19 protein-coding genes and 1 tRNA gene are annotated in these 18754 nt (G+C 41.7%); 13 read left to right on the plus strand and 7 right to left on the minus strand.

Going from position 1 to position 18754, the window contains the following annotated elements; all coding sequences use genetic code 11:
* The first annotated feature begins 13 nt into the window (after positions 1-13).
* Positions 14-1558, plus strand: coding sequence for a glycoside hydrolase family 10-like protein (locus tag BLW16_RS21980; RefSeq protein WP_090560040.1), 1545 nt, complete (start codon positions 14-16; stop codon positions 1556-1558).
* Between the two features lie 210 nt (positions 1559-1768).
* Here the strand turns inward: BLW16_RS21980 and BLW16_RS21985 are convergent, their stop codons facing one another.
* Positions 1769-4621, minus strand: a complete 2853-nt coding sequence (locus BLW16_RS21985; protein WP_090560041.1) for a M16 family metallopeptidase — start codon at positions 4619-4621, stop codon at positions 1769-1771.
* A 284-nt stretch (positions 4622-4905) separates the two neighbouring features.
* On the opposite strand from BLW16_RS21985, the gene BLW16_RS21990 reads away from it, so the two are divergent.
* Positions 4906-5121, plus strand: coding sequence for a hypothetical protein (locus BLW16_RS21990; RefSeq protein ID WP_090560042.1), 216 nt, complete (start codon positions 4906-4908; stop codon positions 5119-5121).
* An 89-nt stretch (positions 5122-5210) separates the two neighbouring features.
* A complete protein-coding gene (locus tag BLW16_RS21995) occupies positions 5211-6905 on the plus strand; it encodes a S41 family peptidase (RefSeq protein WP_090560043.1) in 1695 nt (564 codons plus the stop codon).
* Here the strand turns inward: BLW16_RS21995 and BLW16_RS22000 are convergent.
* Positions 6902-7228 carry a 2Fe-2S iron-sulfur cluster-binding protein gene (locus tag BLW16_RS22000; RefSeq protein ID WP_090560044.1) on the minus strand — a complete coding sequence of 109 codons (327 nt, stop codon included), beginning with the start codon at positions 7226-7228 and terminating at the stop codon, positions 6902-6904. The genes BLW16_RS21995 and BLW16_RS22000 overlap by 4 nt on opposite strands.
* A gap of 2 nt (positions 7229-7230) precedes the next feature.
* Entirely contained in the window at positions 7231-8241 is a 1011-nt protein-coding gene (locus tag BLW16_RS22005) for an NAD(P)/FAD-dependent oxidoreductase (RefSeq protein ID WP_090560045.1), read from the minus strand.
* Positions 8242-8446: 205 nt separating this feature from the next.
* Here BLW16_RS22005 and BLW16_RS22010 point away from each other — a divergent pair, with 205 nt between their 5' ends.
* The 4 genes from BLW16_RS22010 to BLW16_RS22025 all read left to right on the plus strand — a co-directional run bounded on the left by BLW16_RS22010 (position 8447) and on the right by BLW16_RS22025 (position 12086).
* Positions 8447-9202, plus strand: coding sequence for a UDP-2,3-diacylglucosamine diphosphatase (locus BLW16_RS22010; RefSeq protein ID WP_090560046.1), 756 nt, complete (start codon positions 8447-8449; stop codon positions 9200-9202).
* Positions 9203-9384: 182 nt separating this feature from the next.
* Positions 9385-10458 (plus strand): peptide chain release factor 1, encoded by a 1074-nt coding sequence (gene prfA / locus BLW16_RS22015; protein WP_090560047.1) that lies wholly within the window; start codon positions 9385-9387, stop codon positions 10456-10458.
* Positions 10459-10547: 89 nt separating this feature from the next.
* A tRNA-Asp gene (locus BLW16_RS22020) sits at positions 10548-10621 on the plus strand.
* Positions 10622-10868: 247 nt separating this feature from the next.
* A complete protein-coding gene (locus BLW16_RS22025) occupies positions 10869-12086 on the plus strand; it encodes a site-specific integrase (RefSeq protein WP_090560048.1) in 1218 nt (405 codons plus the stop codon).
* Between the two features lie 57 nt (positions 12087-12143).
* Here the strand turns inward: BLW16_RS22025 and BLW16_RS22030 are convergent, their stop codons facing one another.
* On the minus strand, positions 12144-12386 hold the full coding sequence (locus tag BLW16_RS22030; protein WP_090560049.1) for a helix-turn-helix domain-containing protein: 243 nt from the start codon (positions 12384-12386) through the stop codon (positions 12144-12146).
* A gap of 347 nt (positions 12387-12733) precedes the next feature.
* Between BLW16_RS22030 and BLW16_RS22035 the strand changes: the two genes are divergently transcribed.
* The 4 genes from BLW16_RS22035 (at position 12734) to BLW16_RS22050 (ending at position 16108) form a co-directional block, all read left to right on the plus strand.
* Positions 12734-13630: a HEPN domain-containing protein gene (locus tag BLW16_RS22035; RefSeq protein WP_090560050.1), complete on the plus strand. Its 897-nt coding sequence runs from the start codon at positions 12734-12736 to the stop codon at positions 13628-13630.
* A gap of 181 nt (positions 13631-13811) precedes the next feature.
* Positions 13812-14948: a hypothetical protein gene (locus BLW16_RS22040; RefSeq protein WP_139298380.1), complete on the plus strand. Its 1137-nt coding sequence runs from the start codon at positions 13812-13814 to the stop codon at positions 14946-14948.
* Positions 14926-15201 (plus strand): hypothetical protein, encoded by a 276-nt coding sequence (locus tag BLW16_RS22045; RefSeq protein WP_090560052.1) that lies wholly within the window; start codon positions 14926-14928, stop codon positions 15199-15201. The genes BLW16_RS22040 and BLW16_RS22045 overlap by 23 nt, the downstream gene beginning before the upstream one ends.
* Positions 15202-15436: 235 nt before the next feature.
* Complete coding sequence (locus BLW16_RS22050; RefSeq protein ID WP_175470681.1) at positions 15437-16108, plus strand: hypothetical protein; 672 nt, start codon at positions 15437-15439, stop codon at positions 16106-16108.
* Positions 16109-16534: 426 nt separating this feature from the next.
* On the opposite strand, the gene BLW16_RS23380 is transcribed toward BLW16_RS22050, so the two are convergent.
* The 3 genes from BLW16_RS23380 to BLW16_RS22060 are packed head-to-tail and all read right to left on the minus strand — an operon-like array spanning position 16535 to position 17860.
* Positions 16535-16684 carry a hypothetical protein gene (locus BLW16_RS23380; RefSeq protein WP_175470682.1) on the minus strand — a complete coding sequence of 50 codons (150 nt, stop codon included), beginning with the start codon at positions 16682-16684 and terminating at the stop codon, positions 16535-16537.
* 37 nt (positions 16685-16721) lie between these two features.
* Positions 16722-17450: an IS3 family transposase gene (locus tag BLW16_RS22055; RefSeq protein WP_090560054.1), complete on the minus strand. Its 729-nt coding sequence runs from the start codon at positions 17448-17450 to the stop codon at positions 16722-16724.
* A gap of 41 nt (positions 17451-17491) precedes the next feature.
* Entirely contained in the window at positions 17492-17860 is a 369-nt protein-coding gene (locus tag BLW16_RS22060) for a hypothetical protein (protein WP_090560055.1), read from the minus strand.
* Positions 17861-17992: 132 nt separating this feature from the next.
* Here BLW16_RS22060 and BLW16_RS22065 point away from each other — a divergent pair, with 132 nt between their 5' ends.
* The gene (locus BLW16_RS22065) at positions 17993-18271 is read left to right on the plus strand and encodes a helix-turn-helix domain-containing protein (protein ID WP_090560056.1); all 279 of its coding nucleotides are present in this window, start codon (positions 17993-17995) and stop codon (positions 18269-18271) included.
* Positions 18272-18291: 20 nt separating this feature from the next.
* Positions 18292-18570, plus strand: coding sequence for a hypothetical protein (locus BLW16_RS22070; RefSeq protein WP_139298383.1), 279 nt, complete (start codon positions 18292-18294; stop codon positions 18568-18570).
* Positions 18571-18754: the final 184 nt, after the last annotated feature.

An 18754-nucleotide genomic window follows, 5' to 3' on the forward strand; every position in this document is an offset into this window, starting at 1 on the left:
AAAAACAACTATAATGCTGAAAAAGATTGTTTTTACAATTTTCACAACTTTCATTACCCCTTACCTTCTAATTGCACAGATACCAACAAAAATTGCTCCAAAAAGGGAGTTCAGAGGGGTCTGGGTTGCTACCGTTGAGAATATCGACTGGCCATCAAAGGCTGGTCTGACAATAGACCAGCAAAAGCAGGAGCTGATCGGTTTGCTTGAACAGCATAAAAGGAGCGGTATGAATGCGATTATACTGCAGGTAAGACCGGCAGCAGACGCCTTTTATCGCAAGTCGAGGGAACCCTGGAGCCAGTGGCTGATGGGCAAACAGGGGCTTGCACCAAGCCCTGGTTATGACCCTCTTGAATTTGCGATCAAGGAGGCACATTCACGCGGAATGGAACTGCATGCATGGTTTAATCCGTACCGCGCATCAATGGGTTCAAAATCTTTTGTAAGTGAAGACCATATGACCAGGAAAAGACCGGATCTTTTTTTTACGTACGGGGGCAAGAAACAATTTGATCCGGGAATGCCCGAAGTTCGTGAATACATCGTGCAGGTGATTCTGGATGTGGTAAAAGGATACGATGTGGACGGGATTCACTTTGATGATTATTTTTACCCTTACCCAATCGAAGGCCAGCGTATTAATGACAGCGTGACCTTTGGTAAATATCCAAATGGTATCACGGATATAAAGGACTGGAGAAGAAACAATGTCGACCTGCTGATCAAGGAACTGGATGATAGTATTCACCATTATAAAAACTATGTGAAGTTCGGTATCAGCCCTTTCGGGATCTGGAAAAACAGCAATGAAGATACGCTGGGTTCTGCTACTCATGGCCTTTCCAATTATCATGAGTTGTATGCAGATTCCAGGAAATGGATCAAAGAGGGCTGGGTTGATTACATCAATCCCCAGATCTATTTCAGCTTTACAAGGAGAGCTGCCCCGTTTCCTACCTTGGTAGACTGGTGGAGCAATAATACTTACGGCAGACATCTTTATATAGGCCAGGCCGCATATCTGGTAAACCAGCGAATGGAAGCTGCCTGGAGAAATCCACAGGAGATCCCCAACCAGATCCGGTATCTGCGGTCAAACAACCGGGTCCAGGGAAGCATCTTCTTTAGTTCAAAATCTTTATCCACGGTAGCAAGGGGCACAGCAGATTCTTTGAAAAACGATCTCTACAGATATCCTGCCCTTCCTCCTCAAATGCCATGGCTGGACGAGATTGTTCCAAATCCACCGCAAACATTCACTGCAGACGTTACGTCTACAGGTGTTCAGCTGAAATGGACACCACCGTTGAAGGCGGTGGATGGTGAGACAGCTTCAGGATACGTGATCTATCGCTTTAATGAGGGTGAGAAGATAAGCATCCTTGATCCTAAGAATATGCTCAGGGTAAGTTTTGAAGATTTTACATTCTTCCTGGATACGACTGCTGAAAAAGGGAAAAGATATAACTACCTGGTGACAGCGCTGGACAGGCTGAAGAATGAAAGTGATCCGAGCGGACCTGTAGGTGTAGAGGTGAAACTGGAAGTGAAATAGGTGTTTGAAGATCATCTAAGCCAGCGTACTAACCCGAGCGCTATAGGAATCTAACTATTTACATCACGCTATTGGATAACCTCAAAAAATAATGGATTTGTTTCAATGCCTTCTCGGCTGCACTTCAGCAGCCTGCAGCATCGAAACAAATCCATTATTTTCAGCGAAGCCAGGAAACCTTTTTAAACTAAATCAGCTCCCTGGCAGCGGTTATTTCTTCGGCATCAGTACCAGGCGGATGTAGTTGTTTTCGTCCAGGTATTTCCGGGCAGTAGCCTTTGAAGATTCAACAGAAACCGCATCAACACGTTGTTTGCTGGTCAGCACCAGATTTAAATCATCGCCATATTTCAGTCGGTTGCTCAGGTAACCAAGCCAGTATCCGTTATTGCGCAGGCTGAGTTCCATTTGACGGTGCTCTTCAGACTTGAATTTGGAGATGTCGTCTGCCGTAGCACCATTGGTTTTTATATTCTTTACCTCATCAAGTGCCGCTGCAATCAGTTTTTCTACATTGGCTGTGGCACAACTGAAGGAGATCGTGAAGAAATAATGCGCGTTTGGATATTTGCCAACATTCAGGCCAACTGAGGGGCTGTAAACGCCACTTTCCTTCTCACGCAGCCTTTCCAGGATTTTGTTTTCCAGTGCACTTTTTACTGCTTCCAGCTGAACGTTATTCCCGGCTGTAAAGTCATAATCCCCGTGGAGATACAGTTGTACGCTTGCTTTGTCTTCCAGTCCTTTATAGACGGTTTTACTGACTATCCCTTTTGGAGGGTTGGCGCCTATATCTGCAAAATCCTGTTTTTTGTTCAGGGCAGGCAGGCTGGCGATATAGGTTTCTACGAGCGGCTTAATGGTAGCGAGGTCGAAATTACCTACGAATACAAAGTTTTGTTCTCCAAGATCAGCAAAACGGTCTTTGTAGAAAGCAAATGCTTTATCCAGGGAAAGCTTGTCAAGATCGGCCATTGTAGTGGGCATATTTCTTTTGTTATAGGAAGAAAGTACCGCCTGTACGGTATCCGCAAAGACACTTGCCGGATCGGCATCTTTATTTTCGAGGCTCACCTTAAAATCACTGATGTTCTTATTATAGATCTCTGTATCCTTACGTGGGTTTGTGGCATAGGCGTATACCATTTTGAAGGCAGTTTCCATATCTTTTGGCGATGAGCTGCCTGTAAAGCCCTGGTAGAGCTCGTCAATATATGAACCGGCTCTTCCTGTGTTTCCGGCCAGCAGTTTGTTCAGCTGTGAAGGATTGAAATCACCAACGCCGCTTTGTGGGATGATACCCGAAAAGTCGGCCGACTGGTAGTCGTTCCGATCTGCCAGAGATGTTCCGCCTTTGCCGAAAGAGCTGAAAATGATCTGGTCGTTTTTGAAATCGGTAGGTTTAAGGAGAACTTTAATGCCGTTGCTGAGTGTCCATTCGGTAACGCCTATGTCCTCAAATTTCTTCTCTGCTGTAACCTTACCTGCGGTGGGGATTTGAGCCAGGAGAGGCTTGTTAACAGCGTCATCTATGTAAGGCGTAATATTTTTACCCGCATTATTAAATGCTGCAAGCAGTGCTGCCGGGGTAGGCAGGTTTGCTTTTTCCTTTTCAGGTGCCTGAATAAGTAAAATCTGGTTGTTTGGCGTAATCAGTGTTTTTGCCAGTGCGTTTACCTGTGCGAGGGTAATTGAAGCGAGGTTTCTCTTCATTTCGGCATAACTGAAATCAATAGATCCCATTGGGGAACCTGTAAGGAAATTGCCCAGGTATTGCTGAACGAATGCAGAAGAAGCAGTTTTGTCTTTTTCCCTTAGTTTCTTTTCATTTCCGGCCTCGGCGTTTCTTTTGGTCACATCCAGCTCAGATTGTACGAATCCGTATTTTGCAACTCTTTCGGTCTCCGCCACTGCTGCAGTAATCGCTGTTTCCAGGTCCTTACCGGATTTAGCCGCAACTACGGTTTGGAAGGCGTTCATTCCTGCAACCATCCCTCCCTGGAAAGGTTCGTAGGTGCTTTGGGCGAATAAGAAGGGGGCATTTCCCTTTTGCAGTATTTCCTGGAAACGTGCGGCGATCATGGTGTTGATCATGTTGTACATCAGGTTTTTCCTGAGGTCGGCCGTGGTTTTTGTAACACTGGCAGGATGTTTATAGATGGCGAAAGCTACGTTGTACTGCTGTTCCGGATCGGTGATGATCTTTACCAACGGCTCTTTGTTGTCCGGAAGCGTGTATTTTATCCTTTCTTTTTCCTTTACCGGGTTTTTCAGGTCGGAGAAATTGGCGATGATCAGTTTCTCGACCTCATTCACATCAAAGTCGCCCACGGCAATCACCGCCTGCAGATCGGGCCTGTACCAGTCGGCATAAAAGTTTTTGATCTTGTCATGTGTAAAAGTCCGGAGCAGGTCAACCTTGCCGATGGGGATGCGGGTTGCATATCTGGAATCCTTAAGCAGCACAGGGAGCAGCTGTTTGCTTATCCTTTCCTGCGAATTCTTACCCCGCTGGCGATCTTCTTCGATGATCACACCGCGTTCCCGGTCTATTTCTTCTCCATCCATGGTCATACGCCCGGCCCAGTTGGACAGGATCTTAAATCCCGTTTTAAAGACCTCAGTACTATCCGTTGGGATAGGTAACTGGTAGACGGTCTGGTCAAAGCCTGTGTACGCATTCAGGTCTGCACCAAAACGTACGCCTGCTTTCTGAAGATAGTTGATGATGTCATTTTTAGGGAAGTCCCTTGTGCCGTTAAATGCCATGTGTTCTGTAAAATGTGCCAGTCCCTGCTGATCATCATTTTCCATCAGGGAACCGATGCGGTTGGCCAGGTAAAGCTCTGCGCGTTTTTTGGGTTCTGTGTTTTTCCTGATATAATAGGTAAGGCCATTTGGCAGCTTTCCTGTTTTGACATCTGGATCATTGGGGATAGGTTTTCCAGCAATTACTGGGGCCGACTGTTTAGGTTGAACAGTTCTTTTTTGCGCTGATACAGGACTGCCAGCTGCAATGCATACAGCGATTCCTAATAAGGCAAAACCGATTCTTTTAATCATGTTTTTTTTGTAAAGTATATGGTGTTAAGTTAATTCCGGAAAAATAATATGGGTTTTTTTATCGGAGAGTGATGATTTAAAATATTTGGTCTTTGACATGGTTAAATATTTGGTGCAGAGGATTAAGCACGCCGTAAATATAAAGAAGTATGATTGTTTAAGGAATAAAATGCAATGGTTTTTATGTTGGGGAGCAATATTTACATAAATATTAAGTGCTTGCGGCTGTTAATTAAAGATGTGCTGTTTTTTTTTATATTTTTGCAATATAGAATTTATATATTATGGCAAGTTTTACATTCACTCCTGAAACGGCACAAAGGGTTAAGATCAAAGTTCTGAGGAAATACAGAGAGTTGGCTAAAGAGAACTTATCATTTGCTCCTGGTAATGAAGATCAATTGGTAGATCAACTGACACATTTACTAAAAAGGGATGTAAGATACGTTGAATTTACTATTAATAAAGCGCTTGCAGACCCTGACGGAAACAGGTTATAATTTCAAGCGGACCTCTCAACAATAAGGCCTGATGGGCATTTTGGCTCAAAAGGGTGTAAGCTCATCTCTTTTAACAAAATTGCATGCTCATGAAGAAACTTAAGTTTGCATTGCTGATGGCAACTGTTGCAGTTGCTACCTTAACCTGGTCTTTCAAAGAAGATCTTTTTCTGGTCTCTAAAAATCTGGATATTTTTGCATCGCTGTACAAGGAGATCAGCATCAACTATGTAGAGGAAACTGATCCGGCGGAACTGATGAAGAACGGGATTGATGCGATGCTGGAGACGCTGGATCCATATACCGTATACGTCCCGGAATCAGAGGTTGAAGATTTCAAACTGAAATATGTAAGCACACAATTTGGAGGAATAGGGGTAAGCACCGTCTTTATTGAGGGAAAGCTTTTTGTCAATGAAATTACCGAGGGTTATCCTGCGTTCAGGCAGGGCATTCTGGCGGGCGATCAGATCATGAAGATCAACGGGGCAGAGGTCAGGGGGAAAGACCGTCTGCAGGTGAGCCAGCTGCTGCGTGGCCCGCGCGGGTCTGCACTGGACCTGCTTATTCTCAGGGATGGAAGTTTAATCCGGAAAGAGCTGATCCGTGATGAGATCAGGCAGCCAAATGTGATTTATTCCGGAATGGTAGGCGACATTGCCTACATCAGGCTGGACAAATTTCTGGAAAATTCTGCCCAGGAAGTACAAAATGCGGCTATAGAATTAAATAAGCAACACCCAAGGGGAATGATCCTGGACTTGAGGTACAATGGTGGAGGTATTTTGCAGGAAGCTGTGAAAATTGTAAACCTGTTTGTCAGTAAAGACATGGTGATCGTCACCCAAAAGGGGCGTAACCCTGAAAAAACCATCAATTACAGGACCAATACTATTCCTCTTTTACCGGAGCTACCGCTTACTGTACTGATCAACGGAGCATCGGCTTCTGCATCGGAGATTGTTGCCGGAGCGTTGCAGGATCTGGACCGGGCAGTCATCATCGGGCAGCGCAGTTACGGAAAGGGCCTTGTTCAGCAGACGTTTAACCTTCCTTACAACAGCCTGGTAAAGGTTACCGTGGCCAAGTATTTTACGCCTTCCGGAAGATGTATTCAGGCAATTGATTATTCGCATAAGAGTGCGCTCGGGAAAAGCGGGAGAATAGCAGATTCCCTGATCGCAAAATTCAACACGAGGACAGGCCGAAGCGTATATGACGGGAATGGTATTTATCCGGACGTTGTGGTTGGTACTACCAAATTAAGCCCGCTTACCATCTCTTTAATCAGCAAAAGTATGTTCTTCGATTTTGCCAATAGCTATAAGAAGAGCCATGCTTCAATTGCGGCTGCCGGCGATTTCAGGATGAGCGATGAAGAGTATAATACTTTTATTACTACACTGGAAGGAAAGGACTACGCCTATGTATCGAATACGGAGAAGTTACTTGCAGACCTGAAGACAGAGGCAGAGAAGGAGCAGAAGCTGGCAGAAGTAAAGAGTGACCTGGATGATTTGAAAGCAAAAATGCTGATTGCTAAAAAAACGGACCTGCTGACCCATAAGGCAGAAATCAAAAGGATACTGGAGAGCCAGATCGTGAGCCGTTACTATTTTGAAAAAGGTAGAATAGTGCAGGCATTCCAGTATGATAAGGAGTTGGATGCAGCGAAGTCTGTATTGGCCAGTTCCACTAAAATGCTTGCAATATTAAAAGGTGAAGGCGCTTATAAAACCATTGGCGACCCTGCGAAAACGATCGCAGATGCCGACAATAATTAAGTTCCGTGTAATTTAACTACCAGTCCGTCCATGTCATGGCTGAGCTGCAACTGACAAGCCAGTCTTGAATTGGGTAAAAGGTCAGGTAAAGTATCGAGCATCGCATATTCGTCGTCAGTCATTTCCTTTAACTTTTCTTCGCCCTCCAGAACGTCAACACAGCAGGTAGCACAAAGTGCCATTCCGCCGCAGGTTGCCAGGATATCATATTCGCAGGCTTTAAGATATTCCATTAAACTCAGGCCCATATCCACGGGCGCTTCCAAAGCAGTTAGGCTACCATCAGGATTTTGGACGTGTACGGTAATATTATTTTCTTCCATTCTTAAAATTCTGCTACTCCATTTACAGTGGTATATTTCATCGTGTATTTAACACCTGGATTCATATACTGGTAAGCACTATGGCTCATCAATGCTGCTTCATGGAAGCCACAAAGGATCAGTTTTAATTTGTTTGTATAAGTGTTGATATCTCCGATGGCATAGATGCCCGGGATATTTGTAGAATAGTCGTCTGTATTCACCTCGATAGCACTCTTGTTGATGTTCAGGTTCCATTGTTCAATAGGGCCTAATTTAGGACTTAATCCGAAAAGAGGGATCAGGTGGTCAGCTTCAACAATTGTAGGTTCCAGTGTTTTGTTATGGATGATCTCTACTGTTTCCAGTTTACCTTCTCCGGATACAGATTTAAGGTTACTGTTCAAAATCAGGTTGATTTTTCCGCTTTCTGCGAGTTCCATTACTTTGTTTACCGAATCCGGGGCACCGCGGAAACTTTCACTGCGGTGAACCAGAGTCAATTCATCAACGATATCAGCAAGGAAGATCGTCCAGTCAAGAGCTGAATCACCACCGCCGGCAATTACCATTTTCTGTCCCCTGTATTTTTCAGGATCAAGGATCATGTAATTTACACCTCGGCCATTTTCAAACTGCTCCAGTCCTTCAACGGCTGGTTTGCGGGGTTCGAAACAACCAAGTCCTCCTGCGATCACTACAACTTTGGATTCTATGACAGTACCCATGTTGGTTGTTAATACAAAGTCTCCTTCACCTCGTTTTTCCAGACCTTCGATCCGCTCTCCCAGAGTAAAGCCGGGATGAAAGGGTTTAGCTTGCTCAAGCAGATTATCTACCAGTTCCTGTGCCAGAACACTAGGATAACCAGGAATGTCGTATATCGGTTTTTTAGGATATATTTCAGAAAGCTGACCGCCAATCTGGGGTAAATAATCAACCAAATGACAACGCATTTTTAATAAACCTGCTTCGAAAATAGCAAACAACCCTACGGGTCCGGCGCCTATGATGGCTATATCTGTAGAAATCATGTATTTAAATTTGACGCGAATTTACAAAAATAGTTTGTAATGGTTCTGAATTGCCTGCAATTGGTGCAAATTTTAGTTAAGTCTGACAAAGTTGACAGATGTAATCGTCTTTATTGGCCCTTTTTGGGGGTAAAACTGGTGCATTCTGTTCAAAATTTATTTTTGAGTATGATTGATAAAATGGTTGACTATCTTTGAACTACTGATGACAAAGAATATATATTTTGCTTCTGATTTTCATTTAGGTTCTCCAAACCATGAAGAGAGCCGGATCCGGGAAGACCGGATTGTACGCTGGCTGACTTCCATTGAATCTACCTGCTCGGAGTTGTTTCTGATGGGTGATATTTTTGATTTCTGGTTTGAGTACAAGACGGTTATACCTAAAGGATTCATCCGTTTACAGGGAAAGCTGGCCGCAATGTCTGATGCCGGTATTCAGCTCTATTTTTTTAAGGGCAATCACGACATGTGGGTGGAGGATTACTTTACCAAAGAACTGGGCATGCGGATCATCAGCGATGAGCTGGTTATCCACAGAGGCGGGAAAAGTTTTTACCTGCACCATGGTGATGGGCTGGGGCCGGGGGATGGCAATTACAGGATCCTCAGAAAGTTTTTCAGAAACCCGGTATGCCACTGGCTGTTTTCGATATTGCCACCCAGGATAGGGCTGGGCATTGCCAGTGGGTGGTCGGTTAAAAGCCGGAATGCGAACATTCGTGTAGATGAACCTTTTCTGGGTGAAACGGAGGAATGGCTTGCTGTTCATTCAAAGGAGATACTTAAGAAGCAGCATTATGATTATTTTATATATGGCCACCGTCACCTGCCTATGATCATTGACCTTGGCGATAACAGTAAGTATTACAATACCGGAGACTGGTTCTATTATAATTCTTATGTGGTATTTGACGGTGAAGAGTTGAGCTTGAAGTACTTTGAAAAAGACGAGAGTTAGGCTATCCTGAAAAACAAATATATAATTCTACTGAAAAACCTTATTTTTGTAGTCCTATTTAATACCGATTGCTTCAGTATACCCCTTTAACTATATAGGTGCCACCCGTTTTATACGGTATTAAGGTCTGAGTAAGGATGTTATACTGATCATGCAATTAATTATTTTCTGAATAAACGATTATGTTAGAGAAATTAGAAGCCATAAAAATTCGCTGGGAAGATGTTGAAGAGCAGTTGAGTAATCCTGATACGATGCAGGATATGAAACGTTTTGCCCAGTTAAATAAAGAATATAAAGACCTCACCAAAATTGTAGATGAATATAAGATCTACAAGAATGTGATGAGTAACATTGAAGCCAATAAAGAGATCCTGTCTACTGAAAAGGATGCTGAAATGCGGGACATGGCCAAGGAAGAACTCGATGGCCTGTTAAAACAACAGGAGGAGATTGAAGAGCGGGTTCGCCTGATGCTGATCCCGGTAGATCCTGAAGACGCTAAAAATGCGGTGTTCGAGATCCGTGGCGGTACAGGTGGTGATGAAGCTGCTTTATTTGCCGGTGACCTGTTTAGAATGTATAGCCGCTATTTTGAGCAGAAGCGATGGAAAGTTGAAGTGGTGGATGTGACGGAAGGCACTGCAGGCGGATACAAAGAGGTGATCATGAAGGTTTCCGGGGAAGACGTATACGGACAGTTGAAGTATGAGTCTGGAGTCCACCGTGTGCAGCGCGTACCTGATACAGAGACGCAGGGCAGGGTACATACATCTGCGGCTTCTGTTGCAGTCTTGCCTGAGGCTGAAGAGATAGACTTTTACTTAAACCCCGCAGATATTGATCTGCAAACCTCCCGTTCAGGTGGTGCAGGTGGACAGAACGTAAATAAGGTGGAGACTAAAGTACAGCTTACGCACAGGCCTTCGGGATTGGTAGTGGTTTGTCAGCAGGAGCGTTCGCAGCTGGGTAACCGCGAGATTGCGATGGAAATGCTGCGGAGTAAGCTGTATGATATTGAAGTACAGAAGAAAAACGGTGATATTGCCGCTAGGCGTAAGACCATGGTATCCACAGGTGACCGTTCTGCGAAAATCAGGACCTATAATTATCCGCAGGGAAGAGTAACAGACCACCGCATCGGATTAACCCTTTACAACCTCAACGGAGTGATGGATGGGGGAGTTCAGGAGCTGATTGATGCACTTCAGTTCGCTGAAAACGCAGAAAAAATGAAAGAGGGCTCTGTAGCTTAATGAGTTAGATTTTATTTCAAAAATACTTGAAATATTAATTTTGTAATGTGATTATAGTTCCTATATTTGCATTCCCGAAAGGGAGAAACGGACCGGTAGTTCAGCTGGTTAGAATGCCGCCCTGTCACGGCGGAGGTCGCGGGTTCGAGTCCCGTCCGGTCCGCATAATAAGTAGTAAAACATTCAAAAAGCCTTTAATCTGATGATTAAGGGCTTTTTTGATTTACGGAATCTCCGAAATATTCAATTTTTCTCATATGCGCAGTGAGACATTCAGTGAGTCAATGCAGGCGGATGCCCTACTCACTGAAAAGCATGTAAGTCATTGATTTGCAAGCTAATTCAGAATATGAACGTCTTGACTGCCCATAGCTGCAACGCTAATTTTGTTTAACTCTAATCTGAAAAAGATGAAAAACACTTTTAGCCTGCTCTTCTATTTGAAGAAGCCCAAAAATTATGTTGCTGGTGCCATGCCGATTTACATGCGTATAACTGTAGATGGAGTTCCTAAGGAATTATCAATTGGAAAACAATGCGAGCCAGAACGCTGGAATCCGCAGATTAACCGCGTAGACGGAAAAAAAGAAGATGCAAGAACAATCAATGCCTATCTTAAAATAGTTGAAGACAAGGTAGATCAGGCACATACCGATCTATTCAAAGCAGATAAGGAGATCACAGCGGTATCCCTTAAAAACAAGTTCTTAGGTGTTGAAGAAGAAGCACATACCCTGCTCACTGCTTTTCAAGACCATAATGATAAGATGGAAGCACTGATAGGAAAAGACTTTACAGAAGGAACGCTGAGTAAGTACAACACCACTCTAATGCACACAACATCTTTCATCCAGCATAAATTTAAAGTTCCCGATCTGCTGGTTGAAAAGGTAGACAACTATTTTATCACCGAATTTGATTTTTATTTGAGAAGCAAATGCCGCTGTGCAAATAATGCGGCAGTAAAGCATCTTAAAAATCTGGGTAAAGTGATACGCATCTGCCTGGCGAATCGTTGGATGACCTATGATCCATTTTGTGGTCATAAAAACAAGATTACAAAGGTTCAACAGGTTATTCTTACCCCTACCGATATACAAACCATCTATAATAAAGAATTTGCCATAGAGCGGCTAAGAATAGTTCGTGATGCTTTTATTTTTTGCTGTTATACCGGATTAAGTTTTATTGACCTTGTAGAACTAAAGAAATCAGAAGTGGTCACTGGCGTTGACGGTTCATTATGGATCATTAAAAAAAGGCATAAGTCTGGTATTCCTTGTAATGTTCCATTATTACCAATCGCTTTAGAAATTATTGAACGATATGCTGATCATCCGCTTTGTGCTGATACTGATCGGGTACTACCTATGAACAGCAACCAAAAAATGAATGCCTATTTAAAAGAGATAGCCGATTTAAGCGGTGTAGATATGAATTTGACGTTTAAGGTTGCCAGAGTTGCTTTTGCTACAACTATAACAATGGGAAATGGTGTTCCGATAGAAAGCGTAAGTAAAATGCTTGGTCATGCAAGTATTAAAACCACACAGATTTACGCCAAGATCATGGATAACAAAGTCGGTGAAGATATGGGCGTGCTAAAAAATAAAAATGTGGCAGCTTAATTTTAATACTTTATTAAAATATTGACCATCTTATAATTTATTTATAGGATGGTTTTTTTATTTAGTTGCTATTGGACTATCTGGAAAAAAATCCTTTATAGAGCAATTAAGAATTTCAGCGATCTTGTTTAAGTGGTTCAAATTATACTTGTCACGAGTTTTATTACTTTCTACATTTCCAACAAACTTAGAATTTAACTCCATATCTACAGACAAATTTACTTGGCTTATCCCAGCCTTCATTCTAATTTCCCGTACTCTATCAATAACGTATTGTTCTATTTTAGAAATTTCGCTCATAGGTGACTAAGTACAGAATAAAAGAAAATAAATTCACCCTGATATAGCAGGGTTTGTTTCCTTTTTTTGTATCTTCGATATATGAATTAAAAAGGATTAAAATTTATTAAGAGTCTTGCGGTTACAGAATCTGACGCCGTTAACGCAGGACAGCAGAGTAATACCATATCTATTCTTAAATGTGCTATATTTGTGCATTAAGATAGATGTGGGGTCTGCTGTAAATCCATGTTAACGTAAGGCGTCAGAAACTTTAATGTAACCAATGGTAGGCAGATCCCACATTTATTATGTGCAGCCAGCCCATCAAGACTCATTTATAGTGTAACTAACTAAAATGAGAATATATGGAAATGCACATTCTTTCAGCAGCAGACCAGCAGGCAAATTATTTTAAAACGTTCGTCAAGTCCCTGGTTGAGAAATTTCAACCCTTACAGCTTTTCTGCTTTGCCAGAACCAATCTACTATCGGAAACTACTGGCTGTTTTCGGGATCAGGAGAATACTCATCATTGCAACTATTGTCTGCTAATGGTGACAGAAACCAGTACCCGCATTGATCATGAGGTACAGGAATTTACGAATGTCCGGTATCGAAAAGGTAATGTTTCTATCATCTGTCATGGTCAGGAGTCCATTTTAGAGGCGATTAAAGCGAATAACAGATTTTTTATGACCGTTTACACTTCCGGACAGCTTCTATATAGTCACGATGGTATGAGCCACTTTGATTTTACCGGAAAATTTATCCCTACGCAGTCAGCAAATAAGGCGCAGAAACATTTTAACCATCGTATGCCATTAGCGGAAGGTTTTTTACATGGTGCTGGAGAGTGCCTTGCCAAGAAGGATTTTAATATTTCTACTTTCTTGCTTCACCAAGTTGTAGAGCAATGTTGTATCCTCCTAATCCGGGTACACCTTGCTTACCGTTCAGAGGTACATAACCTACTTCGTATGCTACGGTTATGCGGTTCTTTTTCTGACAAACCCATTAAAACGTTTTTATCTGGTAACCGGGAAGATGAGAGACTTTTTGACTTGTTGATAAAAAGCTATTCCGGTTCCCGTTATGGAACAAGCTTCTCTGTTTCAGGAGACGATGCCCAAAGCCTGTTCGATCGCACTTCATTTTTCGTAAGCCTAGTGAAAGATATGTGCAGGGTAAAAATTGAAGAGATGGAACATGCAGGTCTCTTGTATAAAGAACTGAAAGGAGAAAGTGAGGTGACAGTTGATTAAGGAAATGACCAGCCCCGGAAAATATCATTACTACACACTGCCATTGGAAAAAGGTGCGGTTAGATTAACCCTAGACACCTTAAACAAACACTCTGATTTTAGATTTCCGGAGCGTCCATATCTGGTAATTAGAAAAAGGACAATATCGTTTCAGAATGAGGTATTGATTTTAGGCATCCGTTTGGGAGAAGAAAAAGAAGAACGAGTATATATCAGGGTTTTGCAGGAAGAGTTAAGGGTCAGTTGCAGCGTAGACACTGATCATACCTATTTGAGCCGTTACGCTTATTTTGCCTTGTATTCCTTTACTTGGTCGGGTGGCGGCTACAATTTTGGTAAATATTACTGGCCGGACTTTTTCGACCCCAAAACAGGCAAAAGCAAATACCTGACGGTCATCATTGACAGGGCGGGAACGGATATTAAAAGAAAGCCTAAATATGCCTTTTTTTATAAACCGGGGGATAAATTGATCTACCCATTTAGAAGAAAGAAAGCAATAACTACTGCTACGCCAACACTTGAAAAAGATAATGTTAACCAGTTTAACCTTTATGCTATTGGCTATTGCCTTGCCGATACCCAATTAAGTTCAGCCCGTTCCGCTCATTTTCCTTTAATTGTGCGCTATAGAGGTATCTGGGAGAAGAACCATCGAGAGATCAAAGGCTTTAATCAGTTTGTGATCACCCCCAATCAAGCCATTGCCAATTATTATACGCCCATGCAGGAGAAGATCAATATGCTTTGCCGAAAAATGCAAACACTTGCCCCCATCAAAATACCTGAATACCGTAGTACAGACAAAGAGAAACAGGCAGTCAAACGGGAGAATCTCAGAACGTTGAAATTAGTCTATGCCCTATGGCAAAAGGCCGTTCCACTGCTACAGACACAACCCTTTACGCATTATCTTTTTACCCATGGTTTGCGCAACGTGAAAGGGAAACCACGAAAGCAGGATATGAAAGCCTGCACCTTTTCCAGTGAAAGCCCACAGCTTTGTTTTTTATTAGTGGGCAAAGGAGACTACTACGAACTGGAATTGCGCTTTAAAGCAGAAAGTAAATTTTACGTGCCGAACGAAAGCAACCCTACGTTTTTTATCCATTCCAAAATAGCACCTTATCGGTTTTACCTGATGGACTCGATTACAGATTATCATGTGTTGTGTTTTTTTGAAAGGCACAATTTTAAGTTGTCTGTACTCAAATGCCACTATCAGGGTCATTTTAAAACATTTATAGATCGGCTTGCAGAAGCCTATGAATTAACGACTAAAGGAATTGACAGCCATGAAAAGGAAGAAGATCAATAAGAAGCTGAATTATCAGCCTACCAAGCTGCAAAAACATGAACTAGAGAACCCATTTGATGTAATGGATTATTTCTTTCATGATTTCCCTATCCATGAAACAAGGGATAACCTATGGGAATTGTATAAAGGATGGGTTTACAATTCATCACAATATGCCAATGAAAAGATTACAAAAGACATGCTCTGCTTTTATACGCAGTTCAGCGAATTTTTAGATGCCTGTTATGTCTTCACCTCAAAGAAAGCCAAATGAGTATGAACCGGTAATTATCAAATTCCCTTAATAAGATCCGTTTTTCCAAGCCCTAATAAGCGGATGGCAATATAACATTGCTTTTAACAGTATTGCTATTGGATATGGATTTAACTAAATTTGGATATAATCATATCCTATGGGTTTAGAGTATTTCCGGCTACGAGACCGTTTTGATTTTTCAAAAAACACACTGGACATTGGTAATTACCTGCAATGGAGCAGAAAGAGCTTTTTGAAACACTTTTTCTTGCGCATTTTCGCTATTGATGCTAGTCGATGGCCAGAATTTTACAATAGGCATTTGACTTATTATTTAGACAAAAATACTGATGGCAAGGAAGAATTTTTCTTCAAAAAACTATGGAGCCTGATAGAAACACGGCTAAAAACACTGGTGGAGAAAGATATTTATGAAAGTAAAAACCATGTAAGAGATCAGCAGGAAATCGAACATTTGAAAAGCTTTACTGAATTTCTGACCTCTATTGACAAATGGAACTCCAATGAAACCGAAGAGGCCATCAAGGTTCGGTTGCTTACAGAAAACCAAGGACTTCAAAATCAATTGATCGAGCGGGACAAAGAAATAAAACTATTCAGATCAAAGGAAACCACCGATAAAATTAATATCCACAAAGATAGCTATCTCATCTTAGTTGATTTATTTCTAAAGCTACAGGAACTTAAATTGGATGATGACAAAGAGTTGGTATTTGCCAGAACACAGGCAGTATGGATGAAAATGATTAACAATTATTTTACCGAAGACCACAAGGAAATCAAAATTGAAACGCTTAAAAGGTACTTCCCTGCCGATAAAAATAAGCCAACTATGGGTAAGCATTCGCCTGTACCAGCCGACAAAAGGATCTTTAATATTGTACCTGCAAAAAGGAGAAGCTAAAACGCCCTGTATCTGCTCTTCCTTTTTCTCATTGCCATTCCATTTGTATCTATTTGATAGGTAGTTATTTATCTATGTCCTATCCAGGAATCCCGTGACCCTCGTTTTTTGAAGGGTCATGAACATGTTGGTCTAAACTGCACATTTGAGTCAAATCAAAATGTAAGCAGATGACTACACAAAATACAACATTCGCCCAATTCCAAGATCACCATTCTTTCGAAAACAGCACTTAGCTATGCGCACAGCTACATAGCTAGTCAGATCAGTAGTTATAAGGATCTGTCTCGTCCTGAGAAGTCTTTACAGTTGGGAGCTGTTAATACTATGTATTCTTTACAATTGCTATTTCGTCCGGTTCAGGGTTTACATTGACTTTTTAAGTGATCCTTTTCCGGCTTTACACCATTGTAGCAGTAATCCTTATTAGGCTTTACTGAATTGACTTTGAATATCCAAAGTAGGTAATTTATTTTTCTCATCATACATGATTTTATTTTGGTTTTCTTTCCAATAGTTTTTCCACTTTCTGGGCAAGTTTCCTTCAGAGACATGTGCTGCTTCTGGCGTCATCATATTGATGCTCAAATGAGGTCTTTTAGTATTGTAGGCCTCAAATGATCCCTGATATTTTTAATGCAGTATCGTACTTGGTAGTAAGCGCAGATCTGTTCAACCATTCAGTTTTCAGGATACCATTAACCCGTTCTGCTATAGCATTTTCCAAAGGATCACTATTCTCAGTCATACTGATGTTGATGCTAAAGGATCTTAGTTTCGAAATGTACTTATCACAGCAATATTGAATGCCACGATCTGAATGATGGATAAGACCAGCTGCTTTATCAGCGGGTAACTGAGAAAGAGCCATTTCCAAAGCAGATACAGCACCATCTGCTTCGAGCTTATTGGATATGTTCCATCCAATTATCTTTCTGGAATAGGCATCAGTGATCAGAGAGAGGTATAAATGTCCCTCGCTGGTTGCAACGTATGTGATGTCACTTACCCATACTTGATGTGGGCGTATTAACTGAATACCTCTGATCAGGTTGGGATATTTACGATACCAATGCCTAGAATTGGTTGTTATGATTTTGATTTTATGGTGCCGAATCAATAAATGGTTCTCCCTCAATAAATCAAAAAAGGCATCTCTACCCATGGTTATATTTTCTCTTTTCATTTCTGCGCCAATTAAACTAAGCACCTTACGCCCACCAATACCAGGTAGACTACTGCGCTCATTTTTAATCATTTCAAGCACTATATGAGATTGCGCCCGACATTTATACTCGTACTTCTGTAACTGATAATAAGCCTGTCTGGTAAAGCCAAACAATCCGCAGAGCTTATCAATGCTTAGCTCTGGACATTGTTCTTTTATTTCTTTGACTGTTTGGCTCCAGACTTTTTTCTGATGGAGATATTTAAATCACGTTCTGCAATATCTATCATCTTGTTTGTAGCCAGGTTCATCAGGCGCTCCCTTTCCAGAGCTTCTTCCAGTTCTTTAATACGTTTTGCCATGCCCTCGTGAGTATCAGGCGTTTCGGTTTTTGGCTTTTCTGGAGATTTGTTCATAACAGCTGTTCTGAATTCACCACCAAATTTACTAACCCATTGCCCAACTGAAGCAGGAACAGCTAACTTAAATTTATCAGCAGTTTTTTGCATGCTGTCATCAGAACTTAGGTAATGTTGAACAACCTCGCGCTTGAAATCGTCCGAATAATGCTTTACAATTTTCATCTTTTATTGAGTTTAAATTGCTCAAAATTGTAAACCTAATTCCGGACAAGACAATCGCTATATCCCTATAGGCACATGGTCAGATATACAGCTATTCAGTTATACTTATTTGTTTCACCTGAATATGACATTATGAATATTGACTTTATAACCCCTGAAGATTTAAAACTTTTTAAATCAGAATTGATCGCAGAACTCAAAGAAGTATTACAGCCACAACAGCCATTTGCAAAGACCTGGTTGAAAAGTGCCGAAGTCAGAAAGATATTAAGCATTTCACCCGGAACTTTGCAGAACCTCCGTATCAATGGTACGCTCAATTACAGAAAAGTCGGGGGAACGATGTATTACAAATCTGATGATATTAATCGGATGCTTGGGGAGAATCCAACGGAAGGAGGTGCAGTATGAACTACCTGCCCGCCACATTTATGAAAAGAGCAGCAGACGACTACCGCCTATTGCCTTCCCATTTGAGTCTGGTTATGGCGATATTTTATTTCCGTACTGATGACACACCGGGAGCGGCAATCCGTGTTAGCCGGAGCAGGCTCATGCGTTTCTCACGTATCAAATCCATTGCCACCTATCACAAATGCTTGAAGGATTTAATTGATTACGGCTATATCAGTTATGAGCCATCCTACCACCCGACAAATGCCAGTTCAATATGGCTGTTAAACGAAGAGGGACAGAATGAGGATGACTAAAACCAGCGGGAAAGAAACCAAAATACTACCCCGGATTGCAGAACTTCTGACGAAGTTCTATAGCCCTATAGTTTAAAGGAAGTGAAGGAGCAAGATACTATTATAAAAAGCAAATTTTGGAGTATCTTTTTTCAAGTATTATATTTGTCAATACAGAGGTTATGTCGCTAATTTTTGGCAAAGA

The sequence above is a fragment of the Pedobacter hartonius genome, from assembly GCF_900107535.1.
GTDB lineage: Bacteria > Bacteroidota > Bacteroidia > Sphingobacteriales > Sphingobacteriaceae > Pedobacter > Pedobacter hartonius.